13 protein-coding genes and 1 other RNA gene are annotated in these 23634 nt (G+C 29.2%); 3 read left to right on the top strand and 11 right to left on the bottom strand.

Annotated elements, in window-relative coordinates; genetic code table 11:
• Positions 1-7: 7 nt before the first annotated feature.
• From I1A51_RS04845 to I1A51_RS04830, 4 genes are all read right to left on the bottom strand, one after another.
• A complete protein-coding gene (locus I1A51_RS04845) occupies positions 8-952 on the bottom strand; it encodes a glycosyltransferase (protein ID WP_196891627.1) in 945 nt (314 codons plus the stop codon).
• Positions 953-1250: 298 nt separating this feature from the next.
• Entirely contained in the window at positions 1251-7112 is a 5862-nt protein-coding gene (locus I1A51_RS04840) for a fibronectin type III domain-containing protein (RefSeq protein ID WP_196891626.1), read from the bottom strand.
• Positions 7113-7643: 531 nt separating this feature from the next.
• A complete protein-coding gene (gene yidC / locus I1A51_RS04835) occupies positions 7644-9539 on the bottom strand; it encodes a membrane protein insertase YidC (protein ID WP_196891625.1) in 1896 nt (631 codons plus the stop codon).
• Between the two features lie 212 nt (positions 9540-9751).
• Positions 9752-11197 carry an aminoacyl-histidine dipeptidase gene (locus I1A51_RS04830; protein WP_196891624.1) on the bottom strand — a complete coding sequence of 482 codons (1446 nt, stop codon included), beginning with the start codon at positions 11195-11197 and terminating at the stop codon, positions 9752-9754.
• Positions 11198-11437: 240 nt separating this feature from the next.
• Here I1A51_RS04830 and I1A51_RS04825 point away from each other — a divergent pair, with 240 nt between their 5' ends.
• Positions 11438-14272, top strand: a complete 2835-nt coding sequence (locus I1A51_RS04825) for a DUF7619 domain-containing protein (protein ID WP_196891622.1) — start codon at positions 11438-11440, stop codon at positions 14270-14272.
• Positions 14273-14589: 317 nt separating this feature from the next.
• Here the strand turns inward: I1A51_RS04825 and I1A51_RS04820 are convergent, their stop codons facing one another.
• The 5 genes from I1A51_RS04820 to pepE form a co-directional block, all read right to left on the bottom strand.
• Positions 14590-14991, bottom strand: coding sequence for a TerB family tellurite resistance protein (locus I1A51_RS04820; RefSeq protein ID WP_196891621.1), 402 nt, complete (start codon positions 14989-14991; stop codon positions 14590-14592).
• Between the two features lie 100 nt (positions 14992-15091).
• Entirely contained in the window at positions 15092-15745 is a 654-nt protein-coding gene (gene fsa, locus I1A51_RS04815; RefSeq protein ID WP_196891619.1) for a fructose-6-phosphate aldolase, read from the bottom strand.
• Between the two features lie 27 nt (positions 15746-15772).
• Positions 15773-16579 (bottom strand): SDR family oxidoreductase, encoded by an 807-nt coding sequence (locus I1A51_RS04810; protein WP_196891618.1) that lies wholly within the window; start codon positions 16577-16579, stop codon positions 15773-15775.
• A 25-nt stretch (positions 16580-16604) separates the two neighbouring features.
• Positions 16605-16703, bottom strand: an RNA gene (gene ffs / locus I1A51_RS04805) — signal recognition particle sRNA small type.
• A 76-nt stretch (positions 16704-16779) separates the two neighbouring features.
• Positions 16780-17481 carry a dipeptidase PepE gene (gene pepE / locus I1A51_RS04800; protein ID WP_196891617.1) on the bottom strand — a complete coding sequence of 234 codons (702 nt, stop codon included), beginning with the start codon at positions 17479-17481 and terminating at the stop codon, positions 16780-16782.
• A gap of 150 nt (positions 17482-17631) precedes the next feature.
• Between pepE and I1A51_RS04795 the strand changes: the two genes are divergently transcribed.
• Positions 17632-18477: a peptidase associated/transthyretin-like domain-containing protein gene (locus I1A51_RS04795; protein WP_196891616.1), complete on the top strand. Its 846-nt coding sequence runs from the start codon at positions 17632-17634 to the stop codon at positions 18475-18477.
• A 37-nt stretch (positions 18478-18514) separates the two neighbouring features.
• On the opposite strand, the gene I1A51_RS04790 is transcribed toward I1A51_RS04795, so the two are convergent.
• Positions 18515-20311 carry an SLC5/6 family protein gene (locus I1A51_RS04790; protein WP_196891615.1) on the bottom strand — a complete coding sequence of 599 codons (1797 nt, stop codon included), beginning with the start codon at positions 20309-20311 and terminating at the stop codon, positions 18515-18517.
• Between the two features lie 103 nt (positions 20312-20414).
• On the bottom strand, positions 20415-22157 hold the full coding sequence (locus I1A51_RS04785) for a sodium:solute symporter family transporter (RefSeq protein ID WP_196891614.1): 1743 nt from the start codon (positions 22155-22157) through the stop codon (positions 20415-20417).
• Positions 22158-22434: 277 nt separating this feature from the next.
• On the opposite strand from I1A51_RS04785, the gene dnaN reads away from it, so the two are divergent.
• Positions 22435-23553, top strand: a complete 1119-nt coding sequence (gene dnaN / locus I1A51_RS04780; RefSeq protein WP_196891613.1) for a DNA polymerase III subunit beta — start codon at positions 22435-22437, stop codon at positions 23551-23553.
• Positions 23554-23634 lie beyond the last annotated feature (81 nt).

Here is a 23634-nt window from a genome sequence, read left to right as displayed (position 1 = left end):
AAAATATTTAAAATAATTTACTCTTTAAAAATCCTAAACCATATCCAAAAAATTGAACAATTGTTGTAATTATAGATAAAAGTCCGACAATAGCATTTTTATTTAAAAGGGTAGATGCAAAGAAATTTAAAGCTAAATAAACTCCGATAAAATAAAATGGAATATAAAATTGAAAGAAACTACAAATAATTGCAAATATGAAAAACAATACAAATAAAGAAGGAAACCAGAAAGTAAGTTTTCTAGATTCTGGATATTTTCTATTTAAAATAGGTCGCGCAGTACCGAAATTATATGTTTGTTTGAAGAATGCTTTTAATGTAGCTCTTCTTTTATGATAGACAAATGCTGATGGAATTAATTGTGTTTCAAATCTATTTTCCCAAAGTCGAAATGTCATATCAATATCTTCTCCATATTTCATTTTGCTAAATCCATTCGTTTTTTCAAAAGCTTTTTTTGAAATTCCCATATTGAAACTTCGCAATTGAAACTTCCCAATTCCATTTTTTTTTCCTCGAATTCCTCCAGTTGTCAATAAGGAAGTCATCGAATAATTAATTGCTTTTTGTGTTATCGTAAACGAATCATGTGCAGCATCTGGTCCGCCAAAAGCATCTGTATATTGTTTTTTTAAAGCTTCTGAAACATTAAATAAATAAAATTCAGGAATAATACAATCAGAATCTAAAATGATAAAATAATCACCATTGGCTCTTTCCATTCCGTAATTTCTACTTTGTCCAGCACCCGAATTTTCTTTAAAATAATAATGAATATTTAGAGAATTGTTATATTTCTCTACGATATTTTTTGAAGTTTTATCAGAACCATCTTCCACGATAATTATTTCAAAATCATCTTCAAATTTCTGCTGCTTTGTCAAACTATCCAGCAGTTCATTTATTTCTTCAGGTCGGTTATAAACTGGTATTACAAGTGAAAATTTCAATGTTTCTTTATTTAAATATTTTGGAGCTTTCCTTTTTTGAATAAAGTCAAAAAAGGTCGGGCTTTTCGTTGTAAGTTTTCTTTTTTCAAATAAAAACTCCTAAAACAATCCGTGAGCATCCGCTGGTCGCTACTTTTTGTTAAGGATTTTTAATTTTCAAAAAGAAAAGCTTTTCTCTTCAATCCCTAAGCCAATAAATTTTTAGCTTAAATGAAATTAAGATATTTTCACCAAAAGTACATATAAAAAAAAAGCTCTCATAAAATGAGAGCTTTTAATTTAAAATATTTAAAAAAACCTAGTTTTTCATAATCTTATATGTTCCAAAATCGTTTCCAGAAACAACTTTTACGATATAAGTACCAGTAGCTAATTCGCTTAAATCAATTCTTTGCTTATTAGTGTTAGGAGCAATGTTAATTACTTCTTGTCCTAATAAGTTTACAATTGAAATTGCATCAATAGATTTTTGATACTCAACATTCAAGATATCTGAAGTTGGGTTTGGATATAAGTTTAATCCTTCTAAAGCAAAGTCATCAACTCCGATATTAATTGGATTTGTTACTTCATCTGTAGTTTCTTCTAATTCGATATCATCAATATTTAAGAAGAAAGCAATGTTATCAGATACAAAGTGTAATCCAATTGAGTGATTTCCACTTTCTAAAGGAGAGAATACAGCACTATACTCAACATATTCTTCATTTACAAGTTGTTCTCCAGCATCATCACCCATTGTAAATCCAATTGGATGTCCTTCATAACTAGATACATCTCTTGAAGTTCCAAACCAAGCTGAGAATTGGAATCCAGCGAATCCACTTGTGCTATATTTGAATTTTAATTTATAGTTTTTGTCTTTGTCTAAGTTAAAATATGGAGTTTTAATCCAAGCATCAGAATTAAAATCAATTGCAACATAATTATCACCACTATAAGCAGATCTGTTAAATGTAGCAGGTTGATCTAATGACATGTAATAAACACCTTCACCTTCCATACATTCTGGTAAGATATCTACACCTACTTCTTCCATAGCTTCGAAATCTTCAATCCAAGGTAAACTATCAATTACACCACATGCAGTTTTGATGTGTTGAGGGTCACTCCACTCACTTTCGTTAATGTTATCCTCACAAACAGATCTTACATATAAGTCATATTTAGTATTTGGATCTAATCCTGTAAAGTTATAAGAAGTTGCAGTAACTTCAGTCCAAGTTGTTGGTAATCCAGCTCCAAAAGGAACAGCAGCAACATCAAAGTTTCCAACATTTCCTGGATCATCCCAGCTTAATGTAGCAGAAGTATCTGTAATATCAGAAGTCATGATATTTGTTGGAGCAGTACAGTTAGGAGTTGGGATAAACTTCACATCATCAATTGTGATGCTAGTTCCATCTTCACCTGGAGTATTTGGTACATGCCATGCGAAGAAATGAACTCCAGACATTGAAGATAAATCAATTTCTACTTGCTCAAATTCAATATTAGAATAAACATCATTTGGAGCAGCTAATAATACTGTAATTCCATTTGTTGCATCATTTCCATCAGCGTCAGGAGTATATAAATCAAAATTATTTTCTTCTGAAACTAAAATTTGGAATTTATCTCCTTGAATTTCAGAACCAACTTTAAATTTGAATCTTAAAATATCATCACCTGTTAAGTTAATTCCTGGAGAAACTAAGAAATCATTGTTATTTCCATTGTTTAAGTCAGTTTTTAAACTTGCAGATTGATCTCCTTCAGAGAAAGTTCCATCAAAATCTAAATCCCATTCATCAGAATCAGTATTTGCATTTAAAACAGTCCAACATTCTTCAGAAGCTGTAAATGAATTAAATCCTTCTAAATATGGAATTTCATTAAAGTCAGCACATGGTGTTGTGAATGTATATGGACCAGTCCAGAAACTTTGATCATCAGCAGAACAGTAATCTCTTACATAAACTTCATATAAAGTACTTGGTTCTAATCCAGTAGCTTCATATGATGTAGCATCATGTTGAGCAACAGTTGGAGTAGAATCAGCATTAGGATCATCAAAGTTAGCAGTTTGAATGATGATATCCCAAGAAGAACCACTACCTGCAGTCCATTCAATATCAGCACTTGTTGCTAAAATATTATCTACAATTAAGTTAGTAGGTTGAATACAAGAAGGAGCAATTCTTACTCTAAAGTTATCCATGAAGAAATCAACATCACCAGAACTTTGAGAAAGTGTAACCATTGCAAATTTAACAACACCAGAAATTCCATCTAATGTTACAAATTCGAATTGTCCTGTATTAGAAATTGGAGTAGTATTGTCCCAAGTTTTTAAAGTGTTCCAAGTAGTACCACCATCATTTGTATACAATAAATTTACAGTTTGAGATTCTCCTAATGTAGCTTCATTTGTATTATTCCAAGAAGTTAATCCTAAGTCGAAAGAAACTTCATGAGTTTCTGTATCTGGAATATCAATGTTTGGAGAAATTAACCAGTTATAAGATCCTGAAGAACCAAAAATATTGATTTTAGCAGATCTTACGTTCATGTGAGATGTATCATTTACGAAATCATCACCAGTCCAAGATGCACTTCCTATAGAGTCAGGTCCTTCTGTTAAAGTTCCAGCAGTACCTTCTTCCCAACATTCAGCTAAGAATGTTTCGAATTGCTCTAAATATTCAGGAGTATAGTTTGCACATGGAGTAGAGAAAGTAAATGGTCCAGACCAGAAACTATCTTCTGTATCAGAACAAGTGCTTCTTACATAATACTCATAATCTGTTAAAGGAGTTAAAGTTGTTGCATCATATGTTGTTGCATCATGATCTTCAACAGTAATTGTTGTAGTTTCAGTAGGAGTTCCAGTTCCAGCATCTTGAATTACGATATCCCAAGATGTTCCATTTCCACCATTCCAAACTAAAGTAGCTTCAGTACCTGAAAGAACAGTTCCTTCTAATTCTGTTGGTTGTTGACAAGAAGGAGCTAATTGTACTTTAAAGTTATCAATAAAGAAATTAGAAGTACTTCCCCAAGCTGATTCATCAGCGAAGAAAGCAAATTGTACAGTTCCACTAACTCCATTTAAATAAGCAAATTCTTCTTGACCAGTATTAGAAATTACAGAATCACCATTCCAAGTTACTAATGTATTCCAAGTTGCTCCTAAGTCATTAGTATAAAGTAATGTTACAGAGTGATCAGAATCCATTGTAGTAGATCCAGTAGAGAAGTTAGTTAAAGCTATATCAAATCTTACTTCATGTAAATCTGTGTCAGGGATATCAAAATTTGGAGAGATTAACCATCCTTTTCCACCTGATCCTGATAATTGAACTTTTGCAGATTGTCCAAAAGCATTTGTATCATCATTTCCAAAAGAATCTTGTTCCCAATCATCATTATCATTTGTATTTGATGGTCCATCAGCGATAGATCCTCCATTTCCTTCTGACCAACAATCAGGAAGATAAGTTGTAAAATCTTGATTATAAGCTGGCATTAAGTTATCACAAGGAGTTGAGAATACAAAAGGTCCAACCCAAATAGATTCATCATCTCCAGCACAATTTGATTGAATATAATACTCGTAAGTTGTATTTGAAGTTAATGCTGTAACAGTGTAAGTTTGTTCAGTGTGAGCTTCAACAGTTGGAACTGTTGTATCATCTGGAGCTCCAGCACCTTCTTCTTGAATTACAATATCCCATGATTCACCATTTCCACCATTCCACTCTAATTCAGCTGTGTTAGCGGTAATACTTCCAGCAATTAATCCATTTGGAGTTAAACAAGTTGGTGCTTGTTCAATTTTGAAATTATCAATATAAAAATTAGTATCACCTCCTGAAGCAAGTTCTTCAGAAACAAAAGCGATTTGTACAGTACCAGAGATACCTTCTAAATATGCACTATCATTTTGACCAGTATTAGAAACAGTAGTAGTTGAGTTATATGTAGCAATCGTAGTCCATTCTGTTTCAGATTGTAATTTATATAAAACATAAACTGCATGACCTGCTCCAATTTCAGCTTCATTTTGATTTGAGAAACCAGTTAAAGCAGCATCATAGTTTACTTGATAAGTAGAACCATCATTTGGAACAATAATTAGTGGAGATATTAACCATTGTAAACTACCAGAACCAAATAAGTTTGTTCTTGCAGATTCTCCATTAGCTCCTGTAGTATTATTTCCGAAATCATCTTGTGTCCAAACTGAACTTCCAAAATTTTCTGGACCATCAGTTAAAGTTCCAGCAGTTGCTTCTTCCCAGCAATTAGGGATATATTCATCATAGTTTTCAACATAAGTAATATCAAAAGCTGCACATTCTGTTGTGAAAGTAATAGGTCCTACCCAATAACTTTTGTCATCATCTGCACAAATATCTCTTACATAAACATCATATTCAGTAACAGGAGATAATCCAGTAACTTCATAATTAGTATTAACTGTTGTTGTAGAAACGTTAGTTGTAGCATCTTCAGAAGGAAAAGGAGAACCTGCTGTTAAATAAATTACATCCCATGAAGTTGCACCTCCAGTAGTCCAGCTAATTTCAGCTGTAGTATCAGATATATTACCTAAAGTTAATTCAGAAGGAACAGGACAAGTTGGTGGAGTTCTTACAGAGAAGTTATCAACATAAAAATTAGCATCTCCTCCTTCAGCGATTTCTTGAGCTAAGAAAGCAAATCTTACTGTACCAGTAATAGTTTCTAATGAGATATTAATGTTATCTCCAGTGTTTGAAACAACAGAGTCACTATCCCAAGTTTGGATAGTATTCCAAGTTGTTCCACCATCATTTGTATATAATAAGTGAACATAGTGTTCTCCACCAAGTGGTTCACTATCTGTGTTATTCCATTTTGTTAAAGCAATATCGAAATTCAATTCGTGAGCTTCATCTGCTGGGATTTCGAAAGTTGGAGAAACTAACCAATCCATTGCCCCTGATTGCCATAACTCATATCTTGCAGATTTTCCATTGATATGACCAGTGTCATTACCAAAATCATCTTGAATCCAAGAATTTCCTGTAAAAGTAGCAGGTCCTGTAGTTACTGTTCCACCAGTTGCTTCTTCCCAACAATTAGGGATGTAAGAAGCAAAATTTTGATTATAATAAGGAATTACAGTAGCACAAAGAGTTTCAAATGAAAATGGACCAGTCCATAAACTTTTCTCATCATCAGAACAGATATCTCTTACATAAACTTCGTATTGTGTTACACCATTTAAATCAGATGCTTCATAAGAAGAAGTTGTTGTAACCTCTGTTCCTGTAGAAGTTTCAGTTGGAGCATCATTTCCAGCAGTTTGAATAATGATTTCCCAAGTAGTAGAACCACCAGTAACCCAAGTTACTGTTGCTCCTTCACCAGTAATTCCAGAAACATTTAATTCTGTTGGGAATGGACATGCATAAGGAGTTGTAAAAGTCATTGAAGTCCAAGAACTTTTATCGTCTGCTGCACATACATCTCTAACATATATAGTATAAGAAGTATTTTCAGTTAAACTTGTTGCAGAATAAGATGGAGTAGTATCAACATCTGTTCCTGTAGTATCATCTCCAGGAGCAGCTTCACCTTCTTCTTGTACGATAATTTCCCAAGCAGTTGCACTTCCTGTAGCCCAAGTAATATCAGCTGTAGTAGCCATCGCAGTTACATCAATATTTGATGGTGCTGGACATGTAGGAGGTGTATACATAAATTCTTCAGAAACTTCGATGTCATCATCTGTCCAAGCAGCTGAACTACCATCCTCATTTCCATCATCAGGAGAAACATCTCCGTTGTCAGCAATTACAATGGTACCAGAAGGGTCTGTAAGTTTATATTTTACTCCTTCCCAACCACCATCGAATTTATCGTAAGCGTTTATATATAGTGTTTGACCAGTAGGGATACAAATATCAACTTCAATAGTTCCAGAATTTTCTCCGATTTCATCACCTTGTTGCCAGATAACGTCACCTTCACCATTTTCTTCAGAAGTAATACTTACCCATTCTTCACCAAAACCACTTCCGCCGTATACACTCAGGTGAACAGTAGTTTCACCATCTGGACACTGTGCTTGAGCTTTCCAACTAAGCAAAGGGAGTGTGAGCAGAAAAAATAATAAAGTAATTTTTTTCATAAAAATTATTCGTTTTAGGATTCTTAAATATTTATTGGCTAAAAATATGTATATTTTTTATTATAAAATAATAATTTTAATAAAACGTTAATTTTTTATTTATAAATTAAATTATTAGGTTAAATTTAATATATAACATTGTAAATACGAGAAATTTTAAATATAATATAAAATATAAGCTTATGATTCACAGTTAGAAGTGTAATTTGATAATTATTTAATTTTAAAATTATATTGAAAACATACATTTTCTTCTAAGAAAAGTGGTAATTATTCACTAATCAATAAAGGATTTTAGAAAAGTTGTGAAATTTAAACTGTATAAAGAGTTCTTTTAAATAAAATGTTTTTTTGGTGTAGTTTATATAATAATTAAAAAGCCAGATATTTCAATAAATATTTAATAAATAACTAGAATGAATACATTTTATATAAAGGGAAGTTTTCTCTTTGAAAGAAAAAAAATGATATAAAAAAAGCCATCTTAAAATAACTTAAGATGGCTTTTAATTTTATAAAATTAAGTAAAATTTACTTTCTTTTTTGCTTTTCTTGTTGCTCTTGTGCTTGTTTCATTGCATCTTCTAAACGTTGCTTAAACTTAGATTGTTTCTTAGGTTTTTGCTTGTTTTCTTGAATTTGTGCATGAATTTTATCTTCATTAATAATGTAATTTTTAATTACAAACATAATGATGATTGTTAATAAGTTAGATACAAAATAGTATAAACTTAACGAACTAGCATACAAGTTAAAGAATACCAACATCATGATAGGAGAGAAATACATCATCATCTTCATCATTTTTTGCATATCTGGCATTCCTTCTTGTGTAGGTTGTTGCATATTCATTTGCTGACTTTGACTCATTCTCATGTAAAAGAAAATAGCAATTGCAGCTAAGATTGGGAATAAACCTACGTGATCACCGTAAATTGGAATATTAAACGGTAAAGTTAAAATAGAATCATAAGAAGATAAATCTGTCGCCCATAAGAATCCTTTTTGTCTCAAATCGATATTCGATGGGAAGAAGCGGAATAAAGCAAAGAAAATAGGCATTTGTAACAATGCAGGAATACATCCCGCCATTGGACTTACACCAGCTTTACCATATAATTTCATCGTTTCTTGTTGACGCTTCATTGCGTTTTCTTTTCCAGGAAGTCTATCATTAATCTCAGTAATTTCTGGACGTAGAACTTTCATTTTCGCACTAGATAAATATGATTTATAAACTAGTGGAGACATGATAATACGAACAACAATTGTCATTAAGATAATTAAGATTCCGTAGTTTAATCCAAACCCTTGTAATAAATCAAAAATAGGATAGAAAATATATTGGTTAATTACACCAAAAATTCCCCAACCTAAATCAACAATTTCATAAAGATTATAGTTACTATATTTATCTTTTAATAAATTATAATCATTTGGTCCATAAAACCATTTCATGTTATAATTTAATTCTCCTCCATTTAATTCTAAAGGAGTAACCATTGCAAAATCTTTTGTAATAGTAGTGTCTGTTTCAACATCTTTAAAAATGTTTTTACTATTTAATTCTGCAGTTTTGAAAGCTTTGTCTGTAATTAAAATAGAAGAGAAGAAGTGTTGTTTAAATCCAACCCAAGTTACATTTTCTTCTTTTTCATCATCATCACCACCAACAGATAAATAATCTACTTTATCTCCATCTAACTCGTAATATAAAGCAGTGTGTTGGTTTTCATACTTCATGCTTTTTTCATGACGTAATCCTTCTGCTTTCCAAGTTAATTGAATTGGCTGTGATGAATTAAATACATTTCCTAAACCTTGTGAACGAATAGAGAAATCAACCATATAATCATTTGGTTTCATCTCATATCGATATTCTAAAAATTGTGTTTCAGAAACTTTAAGTTTCATAGAAAGAACTTGATTCTCTCCGTTTTTAGTTAGGTTAGGCTCGAAGAATAAATCTTCTGAATTTAATGTTCTATTATCTGATGTTTGAAAAGATAAGTTGAATTTCGCACTACCATCTTTGATTAAATATAATGGTAATGAATCATAAGTTTTATAAGTTAAAAGCTCTGCTTGATGAATAAACCCTCCTTTATTCGAAATTTCAAACTTAACTAAATCATTTTTTAATTCTGTAGTTTTGTCTTGTGCTTTTGCTGCACTATAAGCAAAATGTCCTAATTCTCCTTTTGCTTTTTCTAATGCCAATGAATCTGGCATATCTGTGTAAGATGCCGTTTTTGGACTTGTAATTTCTTTTTGCGCTGCTGCAATTGAATCATTTACTTTTGCTGCTTTTTCTTGCGCCGCTAGTTCTTCCTCTGATGGTTGATTCAAATAAAAGAATACTAACATTAGCCCAAACAGCAATGTCATCCCTAATAAGGACTTTACGTCAAATTTTTTTTCCTCCATTTTTTAATATTAAATTTCAAAAATCGAAATCACTTAATTAAGTGAAAAATCGGTGCAAAGGTACATAAAATAGAATGATTAATTAGCATTTTATGTTGGTTTTTCAATTAAGTGATTCTCAGTACTTTTTTTGATTTATTAGAAGCTTTTTTTAGAGAAATGTTACATTAAATAAAAAAAGCTATCAAATTTTGATAGCTTTCTTTCTTGATTTATGCTTTAACTGGAATATTTTTTAAAATTTCAATTAAATATTTCCAGAATTTTTGTGCTGATTTTACTTCTGCTCTCTCATCTGGTGAATGCGCTCCACGAATGTTTGGTCCAAAAGAAATCATATCCATTTCTGGATAATTTGTTCCTAAAATTCCACATTCTAATCCAGCATGACAAGCAACTACATTTGGTTTGCTATCGAATAAATCCTCATATAATTTTGTCATCACTTTTAAGATTGGTGAATTAACATTTGGTTTCCAACCTGGGTAAGAACCAGAAAATTCTACTTCAAATTTAGCTAATTCAAAAACGGCTTTTAAATCATAAGCTAAATCCATTTTTGTAGACTCTACTGAAGAACGTGTTAAACATCCAATTTTTATAGAACCATCTTTTACGATTACTCTTGCAATATTATTTGAAGTTTCCACTAAATCTTCCATATCAGGACTCATTCTGTAAACTCCATTATGTGCTGCATAAATTGCTTGGATTACAAATTTTTGTTCTTCTTTAGTCATTACTTTTTCAGAAGCTTCTGTTTCTACGAAAGTAATTTCTAAATTCTCTTCTAAAGTTTTGTATTCTTCTTTGATTGTATTTGCAATCTCGGTTCCTTTAGCCAAGAAATTTTCTTTGTTATTAACAACAACTTTTGCAAAACTCTCTCTTGGAATTGCATTTCTCAAACTTCCTCCATTGATTTCTGAAATTTGCATTTCTTCCATTGTCGCATATAAAATACGATTCATGATTTTGTTTGCATTTCCTAAACCTTTGATGATATCCATTCCTGAATGTCCTCCGTTTAAACCACGAACAGCAATTTCGAAAGTTGTTCCATTTGCAGCTTCTTCTGTATATGATTTTGTAGCAGTAATATCAATTCCACCTGCACATCCCATATCGATTTCATCATCTTCTTCTGTGTCTAGATTCAATAAGATTTCTCCAGTTAAATAACCAGCTTGTAATCCCATTGCTCCAGTCATTCCAGTTTCCTCATCGATTGTGAAAAGTGCTTCAATTGCAGGGTGTGCAATATCTGTAGATTCTAAAACACTCATAATTGCAGCAACACCTAAACCATTGTCAGCTCCTAAAGTTGTTCCTTTTGCAGTAACCCAACCATTATCCACATACATTTTAATTCCTTCTGTTTCGAAATCAAATTCTGTATCTGCATTTTTTTGGCAAACCATATCTAAATGTGATTGCATCACAATTTTTTTACGATTTTCCATTCCTTCTGTAGCAGGTTTTTTGATAATTACATTTCCAACAGGATCAACCACTGTTTTTAATCCTAATTTCTCACCAAATTCTACCATAAAGTTGATTACTTTTTCTTCTTTTTTCGAAGGTCTAGGAACAGCATTTAAATCTGCAAAATTGTTCCATAAAGCTTTTGGCTCTAAGTTTCTTATTTCTGCACTCATTTGTGTATTTCTTATGTTTTTAATCGATTTCAAAGGTACGGATTTTTAGCATATTGAAAGTTGGAAAATGATAGCTTTTTTTAAAGAAAAACATATTGTTTAGTTTATTTAAAAATAAAAAAAAGAAATGATTAAATGTTATTGAATTTTAAAAAATAGGTTTAAATCATATATTTAATTTAATTAAATATTTTATAATTTTGCAAAAATTAAATCATTTTGATTTAAAATAAATATTATATGAAAAAAAAATACCTTTTACTTTTATTTTTATTAGTTAATACATTCTTATATGCACAAAACATTGAATTTGAAGATAATGATGTAAAATTTGTATTGGTTAATAGACCTATAGCTGATTTAACAGGAGATGGTGAGTATAATTCTGCAGTTGACACTAATGATGATGGAGAGATATCTATTGAAGAAGCTGAAGCTGTTAAGGGGCTTAGAATTAATGCTATTCATTATGATGTCTTTTCCTTTGAAGAATTAATTTATTTTAAAAATATTGAAAATCTTAAACTTAATCGTCTCAAAGTACAAAATATTAATTTGTCTCAAAATTTATTTTTGAAAACTTTAGATTTAAGTTCTCTAGATAATTTAAACAGCTTAGATCTAACACAAAATACTTTATTGGAAAATTTAGTTATATCTAAGTTGAATATTACATCCTTAGATTTAACACAAAATACATTATTAAAGAAATTAGAAATATCAAGGGATGATGCTCAGATTTCAATTACATCTCTGGATTTAACCCAAAATGTATTATTAAATACTTTAAAATTAGGTGAATTAGATTTAACAACTTTAGATTTAACTCAAAATACATTGTTAGATTCTTTAGGTTTATACAAATTGCATTTAACAACTTTAGATTTAACACAAAACATATTATTAGAGAATATAAAATTACATAATACGTATTTAACATCTTTGGATTTAACCCAAAATACATTATTAAAGGATTTAAAAATATGGAATTCTTCTTTTTCTATACCTTCTCTAACATCTTTGGATCTAACCCAAAACACATTATTAAATACTTTGATTTTAGAGGTTTTAGATATAACAGAATTGGATTTAACCCAAAATATATTATTACAAACTTTAGCCTTAGAGTATTTAGATATAACAGAATTAGATTTAACTCAAAATACATTGTTAAATATATTAAATTTAGTAGGTCTAGATATATTAAATTTAGACTTAACTCAAAACACATTGTTAACTAATTTAAATTTATCCTATTTTGATTATATAACAGCTTTAGATTTAACTCAAAATACATTACTAAGAGGATTAAATATATTTAGCGCTAATAATATAACAGCTTTAGATTTAACTCAAAATACATTATTAGAAGTTTTAATTTTATATTTTATTGAGAGTACGACAGAATTAGATTTAACTCAAAATATATTATTACGTCATTTGGCATTGAGTAAAATAAATTTAACAAGTTTAGATTTACGTCAAAATAAAAACCTATTTATTTTAACTTGCCATGTGAAATTAAAATATTTGTATTTAAAAAATGATGATTATAGCTCATATTCTAATTTTAGTTTTAGATTCGGTCTTTTAGAATATTTATGTGTAAATTCTGAAAAAGTAGAATCTTATAAAAATAGGTTAGAATATAATGGGAATTTAACTTGTATTGTAGATTCTCTTTGTTCTTATAATCCATTAGAATCTTCTTATAAAGTAAAAGGTGTTGTTAATTATTCCTTAAATGAATATTGTATAGATGATTCTGAAATAACTCCAAATGTCAAATTTCAAATCACAGATGGTATAGAATCAGGAGCATATGTTTCTGATGAAGATGGTAATTATTCTATTTATTTAGATGAAGGTACTTATACAATTACACCTACAAATGAACATCCCGAATATTTTACATTTACACCTGAAAGTATAGAAGTTTCTTTTCCAAATCAAAATAATTTAACAACATTTATTCATAATTTTTGCTTAAGACCTAATGGAGTAAAAAATAATTTAGAAATTACAGTATTTCCAATTGGTAGTGCTCGTCCAGGTTTTGATGCTGAATATAAAATTATTTATAAAAATAAAGGAAATACAGTACTTTCTGGTAATATAGATTTCTTGTATGACGATTTAGTTTTAGATTTTGTAAATGCTAATCCAATGTATGAATCAAATTCTACAGGAAATTTAACTTGGTCATATGAAAATTTACAACCTTTTGAGAAAGGAGAAATTTTTGTTACATTAAATTTAAATTCTCCCCAGGAAGATCCAGCATTAGATTCAGATTCAAAATTACCTTTTACAGTAACAGGAAGTTTTGCTTTAGATTCAGAGTCACCACAAACTGTTTCTCATAAAATAGAACAAGTAGTTGTAAATTCTTATGATCCAAATGACAAAACTTGTTTGGAAGGAAAAGCAATAGATGAAGAGTTAATAGGGGATTATATTCACTATAGAATTCGTTTTGAAAATGAAGGAACAGCAAGTGCCGTAAATGTTGTTGTAGAAGATAATTTAAACCCAGAAATGTTTGATGTTTCAACATTACAATTGGTTGATTATAGTCATTCTTGTGAAGTAAGAGTGAAAGGGAATAAAGCTACATTTATATTTCAAAATATATTTTTACCATTTGATGATGAAAATAATGATGGATATGTAGTTTTTAAAATCAAAACTTTAGACACTTTAGAATTGGAAGATGTAATCGAAAATACAGCAGAAATATTTTTTGATTTCAACGAAGCAATTGTAACCAATACAGAAAAAACTCAAGTTGGAATTATTGAAGCAGATAATAATAACAATGATAATGCATTTGAACAAAATCAAGAATTTGAATTATACCCAAATCCTGGAAAAAATTTGATTCAAGTAAAAAGTGAATTTGATTTAGTAAAATTAGAGCTTTTTAATTTGCTTGGAGAATTAGTTTATGTTAAAGAATTTGAAAAAGAAACCACTGAATATTCTTTGAACGTAAATGAATTAAAATCTGGAATTTATTTTATCTCGATTTCTACAATCGATGGTAATAAATTAATTAAATGGATTAAAGAATAAATTGAAATTCATATAAATAAGAACTCCTAATTTTGAATATTATTAGGAGTTTTTTTATTGAAATAAAATTTAATAAAGCGTATTTAAAATATTCAATACTAATTATAATATTAAGAAAGAATCTAGAAGGTTAAATAGAAAGTTTTTTGGAATTCCAGTTGTAAGAATATATGGAATGATTTTATTGATTTAAGGATTATAACGTCATCCTTTTGTAGAAGAATGGAACAAAAAGATATAACAAAAATCTCGACTTATTCCTTAGAAAAATCGAAGGAAAAGGAAAGTTTCAAAAAAGAAAGAGAGATATTAAGAAATTAATTATAATGTCTTTGGAAAATAGAGATTAAAACATCCGTAGGAACAATTTTATCTTCATAGCGATGCATTGTTTCCAATACTTTGTCTGTAGCAATTGGACTAAGTCCCATTTTTAAACCAATATTACGAATCATTTCTAATTCTGTATCTTTATTGGTGTCATCAATATTCATCAACAAAACCAATCGATGAAATTGTACAATTCGATCGCTTTCTTCTTTAGGTATTTCAATAGCAACCTTTTTTACCAAAAGCGAGTTTAATTCAGATTTTTCTACACCTAATTGCTCTGCAATATTTACGATAAAATTATATTCATCTGCATTTAGTGGAGCATCACTTTTTGCGAACTGAATTAATTGTGATAATAGGCTAAGTTTTTCAGCGTGTGATTGCATATTTTATAATAGATTTAAGCATTTAAATATATAAAAAAAATCCTGATAGTATCAGGATTTTATATTTCTTTTAATAATATTTGGCTTTTTAACAAAAATATTAGTTTCCTTTTTTATAATCTGCCAAGAATTTTGCTAAACCAATGTCAGTTAAAGGATGCTTTAATAAACCTTCGATTGCACTTAAAGGACCAGTCATCACATCAGCACCAATTTTTGCACAATCAATAATATGCATTGTGTGACGAACAGAAGCAGCTAAAATTTGTGTATCAAATCCGTAGTTATCAAAAATCATACGAATTTCTTGGATTAAGTTTAATCCATCTGTAGAAATATCATCTAATCTTCCGATAAATGGAGAAACATAAGTAGCTCCAGCTTTTGCAGCTAAAAGTGCTTGACCAGGAGAGAAAATTAATGTACAGTTTGTACGGATTCCTTTGTCAGAAAAATATTTTATCGCTTTGATTCCTTCTTTAATCATTGGAACTTTCACAACAATTTGAGGGTGTAAAGCAGCTAAAGCTTCTCCTTCTTTAATCATTCCTTCAAAATCTGTAGAAATAACTTCCGCACTTACATCTCCGTCCACTTCGTTACAAATATCTACATAATGTTTTAAGATATTTTCTTCACCAGTGATTCCTTCTTTAGCCATTAATGATGGGTTTGTTGTTACACCATCTAAAATTCCTAGAGCTTGCGCTTCTTTAATTTGCTCTAAGTTTGCTGTGTCAATAAAAAATTTCATTTGTGTTGTTTTTAAATTTTGGTAAAATTACAATTTATAATGATTCATTAGTAATTTTTCATACATTCTATCTGGTAAAATTCTCTTTAAAACGATAGAAAATTTCTGCATAAAAACACCTACTTTATAATGAATTTTAGGATTCTTGTTTTCAATAATTTGATGTACTGCTTTTGCCATTAAAATTGGATCCGAACCAGTATCAACTTCTTCATCAATTTGGCGTAAAACTTCTCCGTATTTTTGTTCATAATCTGAACCTTTAAAGACAGGAGTATGATAACGCCCAGCAGCGATATTTGTAACAAAATCACCTGGAGCAACATCTACCATTTTAATTCCAAATTGCTTTACTTCCATACTCATCGCTTCTGTGATTAAAGAAACTGCACCTTTTGTAGCAGAATAAACACCACGATAAGGAAGTCCCATATAACCAGCAATTGAACTTACATTGATGATAATTCCATCTCGTTGCTTTCGCATGCTTGGTAAAACTCCTTTACAAACATTTAATAATCCAAAGAAATTAGTGTCAAAGGCTTTTTTGATTTCTTCTATTGGAGTTTCTTCTACAGGACCCGTAATTCCAATTCCTGCATTATTGATTAAAATATCAATTTTTCCTTCTTTTTCTAGGATAAAATTTACCGCTTTTTCAATAGAATTAACATCAGAAACATCTAATGCTACTAAATGAAAATTGTCGTTAAATTTTTCTTGTTTTGGATTTCTACTAGTACCGTAAACTTTGTAGTTTTTTGAGGAAAGATATTCTCCGATTGCTTTTCCGATTCCAGAGGAACCTCCAGTAATTAAGATTGTTTTTGCCATAGCTTATGTGAAGTATATAAACAAAAAACGGCAAGCGACCCACATCACACTGCTACGACCTAATACCCTTGCTGCGTTCCCGCCCTGGGGGATTCAAAGGGAGCTAGTTGTGTAGGACTTGCCGAGTGCAAATATACAATGTTTTCCTAAGAAAACAAGTAGATTTTATAAATAATTTAAGATTTTAAAAATTGTTAAAATTAAATACTAACTAATGTATTTGTATTTAATTCTTTAGGTTCTTGTCCTTGTAAAAATAATCTTGCAGAATGTGCTCCTCGTAAGATAATTTCTTCACCTTTTACTTCTAACCAGCTTCCCTCTCGAAGTCCTAAAACTGGTAAAGAATTATAAGTATGGAATTCTTTGATTCTTGTTTCTCGAGTTTCACCCATATGTGTTGAATCTGGATTTGGATCTAAATAATGTGGATTAATATTAAAATGTATAAATCCTAAAGTTTTAAAACTTGGAGGGTATACAATCGGCATATCATTCGTTGTGTTTATTGTTTGCCCACAAATATTACTTCCTGCACTTGTTCCTAAATAAGGAGTTCCATTGTTTACAGCTTCTTGTAAAGCTTTAATGATATTATTTTCATATAAACCATTTACCAAAACAAAAGTATTTCCTCCACCTGTAAAAATTCCCTTAGCATTTTGGATTGCTTCTATTGGGTTGTCAAATGTGTGAATTCCTTTTACATTAATTCCGATTTTCTGAAATCCTTTTCCTGCAATTTCTGTGTATGCATCATGTGAAATTCCTCCAGGTCTTGCATAAGGAATAAATAGAATTTCTTCAATTCCTTTATAAAATTCTTTAAGCGTTGGTAAAATATATTCTAGATACGTCTGTCCGTGTACTGTTGAAGTACTTGCAATGATAATATTTTTCATCAAAAATTGATTTTCAACAAATTTAGGGATTCTAAATCTTTAACAAAACTTTAGAAGAAATGATAACGCTCAGAAACGAGATAATTTATTTATTTGGTTTATAAATATTTAGTTAAAAAAATGTTTAAATAATTTTAAAAATTGATAATTATGAAGATAAAGTTACTTTTCATTTTATTTTTTGCTGGAATTGGTAATATGATTTCGCAAGAAATTCCACAAGATATTTCTCAAGATTTTTATCAAGGTTATGTAAAAGATGGAGAAACATTTCTTTCAAATATCCATATTGTAAATAAAACAAAGAAAAGAGTGACTTTATCAAATGAAGAAGGATATTTTAAAATCTTGTGTGATGTTGGAGATATTTTAGTTTTTTCAGCTGTAAATTATCGATTGAAAGAAATAAAAGTAGGAGAAGAGTTTAATACTTATCAAATTCATTACATCACTTTAGATAATACGATTGAATTGGAAGAAGTTGAAATTCGAAATCACGGTTTGACAGGGAATCTTTCGGAAGATGCAAGTAATGTTCCTGAGAGTGATTTGTCGAAAATTAATCCAATTGCTTTAGATTTTTCTTCTGCTTACATGGATTTAGGATATGAAATAAATAATTCTCAAGGACCACCAAAAGCGGAAACAGATCCGACAAAAAGGGTAAGTGGCGTAAATATGTTGGGATTGGCTGCTTTTATGTTAACACCAATTATTGATGCAGTTGGTCCGAGTGATTTACATTCTAGAGTTTTACAAAAAGAGGAACGAAGAAGAAGAGAATATCAAGAATTATTAAAAACTTTACCAGAGGTTTTAGTGAAAAATTATGGAAAATCAATGTTTGTAAATCGTTTGGAAATTCCAGAACATAAAATAGAAGATTTTATTAAATATTGCTATAAAGATAATATTGTTCGATTATATCAAGATGAAAAACATTTAGAAATTATGGAGATTTTTCTTGAAAATAAGATTGCTTTTTTAGATCAATAAAGGGAAAAATATTTTTCTTGAAAAAAACAAAAATAAATTAAGATTCTGAAGGAACTGTTTCACTTGAATTTTCTAGATTTTCGTCATCTTCTGTTTTTTCCATTATTTCTTCTGGATCATCGAGATTGAAATTTGTATTGATAATTTGGAACAAGAAACTGAAGAATAAAATAAAACCTAAACCTAAAAGATTTAACCATAAATAAGAAAAAGTAAAAACTCCAGTTTTTTCCAGAATAAAAATTGTAATTACACAAATTTCTGAAATTACAAATCCCCAGAAAGCAGCCTTTTTCTTAATAAATTTAATAAAGAATCCTATAGCAAAAAGTCCAAAAGCCGATCCATAAAACAAAGAAGCAACAATGATTAAAGCTTCAATAAGATTGGTTTTTGGATTTACAAAAGTGGCAAATAAAATTCCGAAAATCAGCCATAAATATTTGAAATAATCTTTTAAGTTTTCATGCATTTCATCACTAACTTGTTTTTTGTAAAAATGATAAAAAACATCGTATAAACTATTTTTAGAAAGATTTCCAACACTATAAATAACAATAAAAATAGAAGTGAAAAAAAGCAAACCAAGTACAATTCCAACAAGACCTTTTGGTAAATAATCACGAATAAAAGAAATGAATACATAATCTTTATCATATTCATTTACATGAATTCCCATTTTTTCTTCATAATCGATAATTAGATTCCGACCTTCTTGTCGAATTTTTTCTTCTCTGTCTTCCATTTCAACTAAATCTGCTTTTAAATCTTCAGTGATTTTATCACCTCTATCATATTGATCAAGAATTAAATAAGCAATCGCTTTCTTTTGATCAAAAGCAGTTTCTAATCTATCTTCAATATCATTGTATTTTTCTGCATAACCAGAATTTACGATTTGATTTACATTACTTCGATTAAAATGAAGTGGAGTTTTATAAAAAATATGAAAAACATAAATCATCACAGCCATGAATAAAATCAGAAACATTACAGGAATTTTAGTCAAAGCTTTTAAAACAAGTTTATAGCGAATAAAGTGAATTGGTTTGTCAGAAAGATAACTTCGAACACTTCGTTGATTTACAGAATAAATGGAAAGAAATAGAATGGAACTTCCAAAAATAGCTGTCCAAATATTATATTTTTGTTCTAAATCGAGATTGTAATTGATTAAGCTTAATTTATTAGAATATCCAGCTAAGTTTACAGCATCTTTAAACGAAACACTTTCCGGAAGTTTGAAAACTAGAATAATGAAAGTAACGATTATCAAAGTAATGATAATATACATTTGATATTTCCGAATTGTTGAAAGAACTGCGATATCAATATAAAGTAAAAACATGACGATAATCCCAGCAATGATGGCATTTGTCCAATATATATTTAAGTGTAAAACAGAACTAATAATAATTGAAGGCGCAATAATAATCATTCCTGTTGCAAGACCATTTTGAAGCAATACAAAAATTGACATCATCAAGCGAGTTCTTTTGTCAAAACGTTTTTCTAGAAAACCATAAGCAGTTTTGATTTTATGTTCTCTTGCATAGCGATTATAAATCGGCATAAAAATGATTGTAATTAAGATAATTGCAATTGGAACACCGAAATAATATTGTATAAATCCCATTCCAACATGATACGCATGACTTGGGATAAAAATCAAGGAAGTAATGGAAAACTGAGAAGTAACCACAGATAAATTTATCTGTTTAAACGAATAAGGATTATCTTCTTGTCTTTGTTTTTCTTTCCAAGTTAGATAGATTCCTTGTCCGATAATAAACAAACAAATAAAAATAAGAAATGCCCAGTCTATCCAATGCATATTTTATTTGTAATTAGTTGATTTACTTTTAAATATACTGAATATATGTGAAAAAAAGAAGATGGTTTTTTATTAAAATAGACAGATTTTTAAAGAAATTTTTTTAATGAAGTTTGATTTTATTATTTGATTTAAATCGGAATCCATTAAAAAACCATTGTAGAATAAAGCTAAAGAAATAAACTAAAACACAACCAAATAAATTAAGCCATAGAAAAGAAAGCTTTATGATATGAAGTCTTTCTAAAAAGAATAAAGTGATTACACAAAGTTCAGAAATTAGAAATCCCCAAAAAGCAGCATTTTGTTTAATATATTTAAAGAAAAAACCAAGAGTAAAAAGTCCAAAAGCAGTTCCGTAAAATAAAGAAGCGATGATAATTAAAGCTTCAATAAGATTTGCAAAAGAAGTGACAAATGTTGCAAAAATAATTCCTAAAACAAGCCAAATATATTTAAAAATCTTTTCTAATTGAATGTATTTTTCATCTTTTAATTCTTTTTTAGAAAAATGAAAATAAATATCATGCATTGTTGTTTTTGCAAGATTATTAATACTTAAAAGCACTAAAAAAATGGAAGCAAAAAAGAGCATTCCAAGTACAATTCCAACCAAGCCGATTGGGAGATAATCACGAATAAAAGAAACAAAAACATAATCTTTATCTCTTTTTTTCATGTTGAGGTTGTATTTTTCTGCATAATCTGCGATAAGTTGTCTTCCTTCATCTCGAATTTGATCTTCTTTTTTTTCAATTTCCCTTAAAGAATTTTTTCCATCATCATAAATGTCACGCATTTCTTTTTCTTCTAAAAGCATTAATGCTGCTGCTTTTTTTTCACTAAAAACAGAAGAAAGTTTTGTTTTTAAAGCGTTGTATTTTTCTTTATAAGGAGAATGCTCAATCTGGTTTACATTACTTCGATTAAAATGAAGAGGAGCTTGATTAAAAATATAAAAAACATACAACATTGCAGCGATGGAAAGAATTAGAAACATCACAGGAATTTTTGTAATTGCTTTCATGACAAGTTTCCAACGAATAAACCGAACAGGTGTATCAGAAAGATAACTAGAAACATTTCCTTGATTAGAAGAATATGTAGAAAGAAATAAAATCGAACTTCCAAAAAAAGCTGTCCAAATATTGTATTTGCTCTTAAAGTCTAAATTATAATTTATCAAATTAATTTTATCAGAATATCCAGCTAAATCAATTGCATCTTTTACACTTACATGTGATGGAAGTTTTAAAATCAGAATGATAAAAGTAACTATCATCAAAGTGATAATTGAATACATTTGATATTTTTTCATCGTAACAATTGCATTCATATTAATAAAAATGATAAAGAGAATTACAATTGAACCAATAATGACATTTGTCCAATAAAGATTTACATCTAGAATGGAAGCGATGATAATTGCTGGAGCGATGATAATCATTCCTGTTGCAAGTCCTTTTTGAATTAAAAATAAAATAGAAACTAAAACACGCGTTTTATCGTCAAATCTTTTTTCTAAAAAGCCATATGCAGTTTGGATGTTATATTTATAAAAATAGCGATTGTAGATTGGAACAAAAATTAAACAAACAATGACGATAGCAATTGGAATTCCGAAATAATATTGAATAAATCCCATTCCAACATGATATGCGTGACTTGGGATGAAAATAAGTGAAGTAATTGTAAACTGTGCAGCAAGAACAGAAATATTAATTTTTTTTAAAGAGTACTTTTTTTTGGATTTATTTTTCTGATTTTCTTTCCATGTAAGCCAGATGCCTTGTCCTAAAATAACAATGCTTATGAGAATCATTAAAGTCCAATCAATCCAATGCATATATTTGAAAATTAAATTTTCTTAATAAATATAAACATTATCTTAAAAACTTTTTAATAAAAAATAAGTTTAAAATATTGATTGTCAAATAAATATGGTTATTTTTAATAATGGTTAATGTGATGAAGGATGGTGTTGTAGAAAAATATTTTTGCTAAGAAATTAGTGAAAAAAATAAAAATATGATTCCAAAAAAATTAAATAAATAGAATGAAATTTTGCTTTTTAATCACATTTATTTAAAATATATTTGTAGTCTTATTAAAATCAGTTATAGATGAAATTTATAGTATCAAGTTCTCAACTTTTGAAACAACTTCAAATACTTGGAGGCGTTATAAATAGTAATAATACATTACCTATTTTAGATAATTTTCTGTTTGAATTAAATTCAAATGAACTAAAAATTTCTGCTTCAGATTTAGAAACTACGATGAGTTCTACAATTGAAGTTGAATCAGATTCTGAAGGTACTGTAGCTATTTCTGCTCGTTTATTATTAGATACGTTAAAAACTTTCCCTGATCAACCTTTAACTTTCAAAACAGATGTGAATAACACTGTTGAGATTAGTTCAAATCATGGAAAATATGAATTAGCTTATTTTGATGGAGAAGAATTTCCAAAATCTGTAACTTTAGAATCTCCAAGCAAAACAGTTATTTCTGGTGAAATTTTAGCAACAGCAATTTCAAAAACAATTTTCGCAACAGGAAATGATGATTTACGTCCTGTGATGAGCGGAGTATTTTTCCAATTTAGTCCAGAAAATTTAACTTTTGTTGCAACAGATGCGCATAAATTAGTAAAATATACAAGAACAGATGTTACTGCAAATGAAGTAGCGGAGTTTATTATGCCTAAGAAACCTTTAAATTTATTGAAAGGAATTTTAGGAAGTGATGATACAGATGTAACGATTGAATATAATGAAACAAATGCAAAATTTATTTTTGATAATGTTGTATTAATTTGTCGTTTAATTGATGGAAAATATCCAAATTATAATGCAGTAATTCCTCAAGAAAATCCTAATAAATTAACTGTAGATCGTGCTACTTTCTTAAACTCTGTAAAACGTGTGTCTATTTTCTCAAGTAAAACAACACACCAGATTCGTTTAAAAATGGCAGGAACAGAATTAAATATTTCTGCGGAAGATATTGATTATGCAAATAAGGCAGATGAAAGATTAAATTGTGAATATCAAGGAGATGATATGCAAATCGGATTTAATTCAAGATTCTTAACTGAAATGTTGAGTAATTTAAATTCAGATCAGATTTTAATCGAAATGTCTTTACCAAATAGAGCAGGAATTTTAACTCCAATCGATGGAGTAGAAGAGGGAGAAATTATTACAATGTTAGTAATGCCTGTAATGCTAAATAACTAAGAAAAGTTGATACAAAAATATAAAGAGGATGTTCAAATGAGCATCCTCTTTTTTTTTCAAATAACTAAAACAAAATCTATA

Source organism: Aureivirga marina (assembly GCF_015767265.1).
GTDB classification, from domain to species: domain Bacteria; phylum Bacteroidota; class Bacteroidia; order Flavobacteriales; family Flavobacteriaceae; genus Aureivirga; species Aureivirga marina.
Note: the sequence above shows the minus strand (reverse complement) of the source record. Positions and strands in the feature narration are given on the sequence as shown.

What these genes read in the sequence shown, in the direction of transcription:
- I1A51_RS04785 (WP_196891614.1), bottom strand. Translation starts at nt 22,157, where the DNA reads ATGCATTGGATTGATTGGACTTTAATGATTCTCATAAGCATTGTTATT.
- fsa (WP_196891619.1), bottom strand. Translation starts at nt 15,745, where the DNA reads ATGAAATTTTTTATTGACACAGCAAACTTAGAGCAAATTAAAGAAGCG.
- I1A51_RS04790 (WP_196891615.1), bottom strand. Translation starts at nt 20,311, where the DNA reads ATGCATTGGATAGACTGGGCATTTCTTATTTTTATTTGTTTGTTTATT.
- I1A51_RS04810 (WP_196891618.1), bottom strand. Translation starts at nt 16,579, where the DNA reads ATGGCAAAAACAATCTTAATTACTGGAGGTTCCTCTGGAATCGGAAAA.
- I1A51_RS04825 (WP_196891622.1), top strand. Translation starts at nt 11,438, where the DNA reads ATGAAAAAAAAATACCTTTTACTTTTATTTTTATTAGTTAATACATTC.
- I1A51_RS04820 (WP_196891621.1), bottom strand. Translation starts at nt 14,991, where the DNA reads ATGCAATCACACGCTGAAAAACTTAGCCTATTATCACAATTAATTCAG.
- yidC (WP_196891625.1), bottom strand. Translation starts at nt 9,539, where the DNA reads ATGGAGGAAAAAAAATTTGACGTAAAGTCCTTATTAGGGATGACATTG.
- I1A51_RS04830 (WP_196891624.1), bottom strand. Translation starts at nt 11,197, where the DNA reads ATGAGTGCAGAAATAAGAAACTTAGAGCCAAAAGCTTTATGGAACAAT.
- pepE (WP_196891617.1), bottom strand. Translation starts at nt 17,481, where the DNA reads ATGAAAAATATTATCATTGCAAGTACTTCAACAGTACACGGACAGACG.
- I1A51_RS04795 (WP_196891616.1), top strand. Translation starts at nt 17,632, where the DNA reads ATGAAGATAAAGTTACTTTTCATTTTATTTTTTGCTGGAATTGGTAAT.
- I1A51_RS04840 (WP_196891626.1), bottom strand. Translation starts at nt 7,112, where the DNA reads ATGAAAAAAATTACTTTATTATTTTTTCTGCTCACACTCCCTTTGCTT.
- dnaN (WP_196891613.1), top strand. Translation starts at nt 22,435, where the DNA reads ATGAAATTTATAGTATCAAGTTCTCAACTTTTGAAACAACTTCAAATA.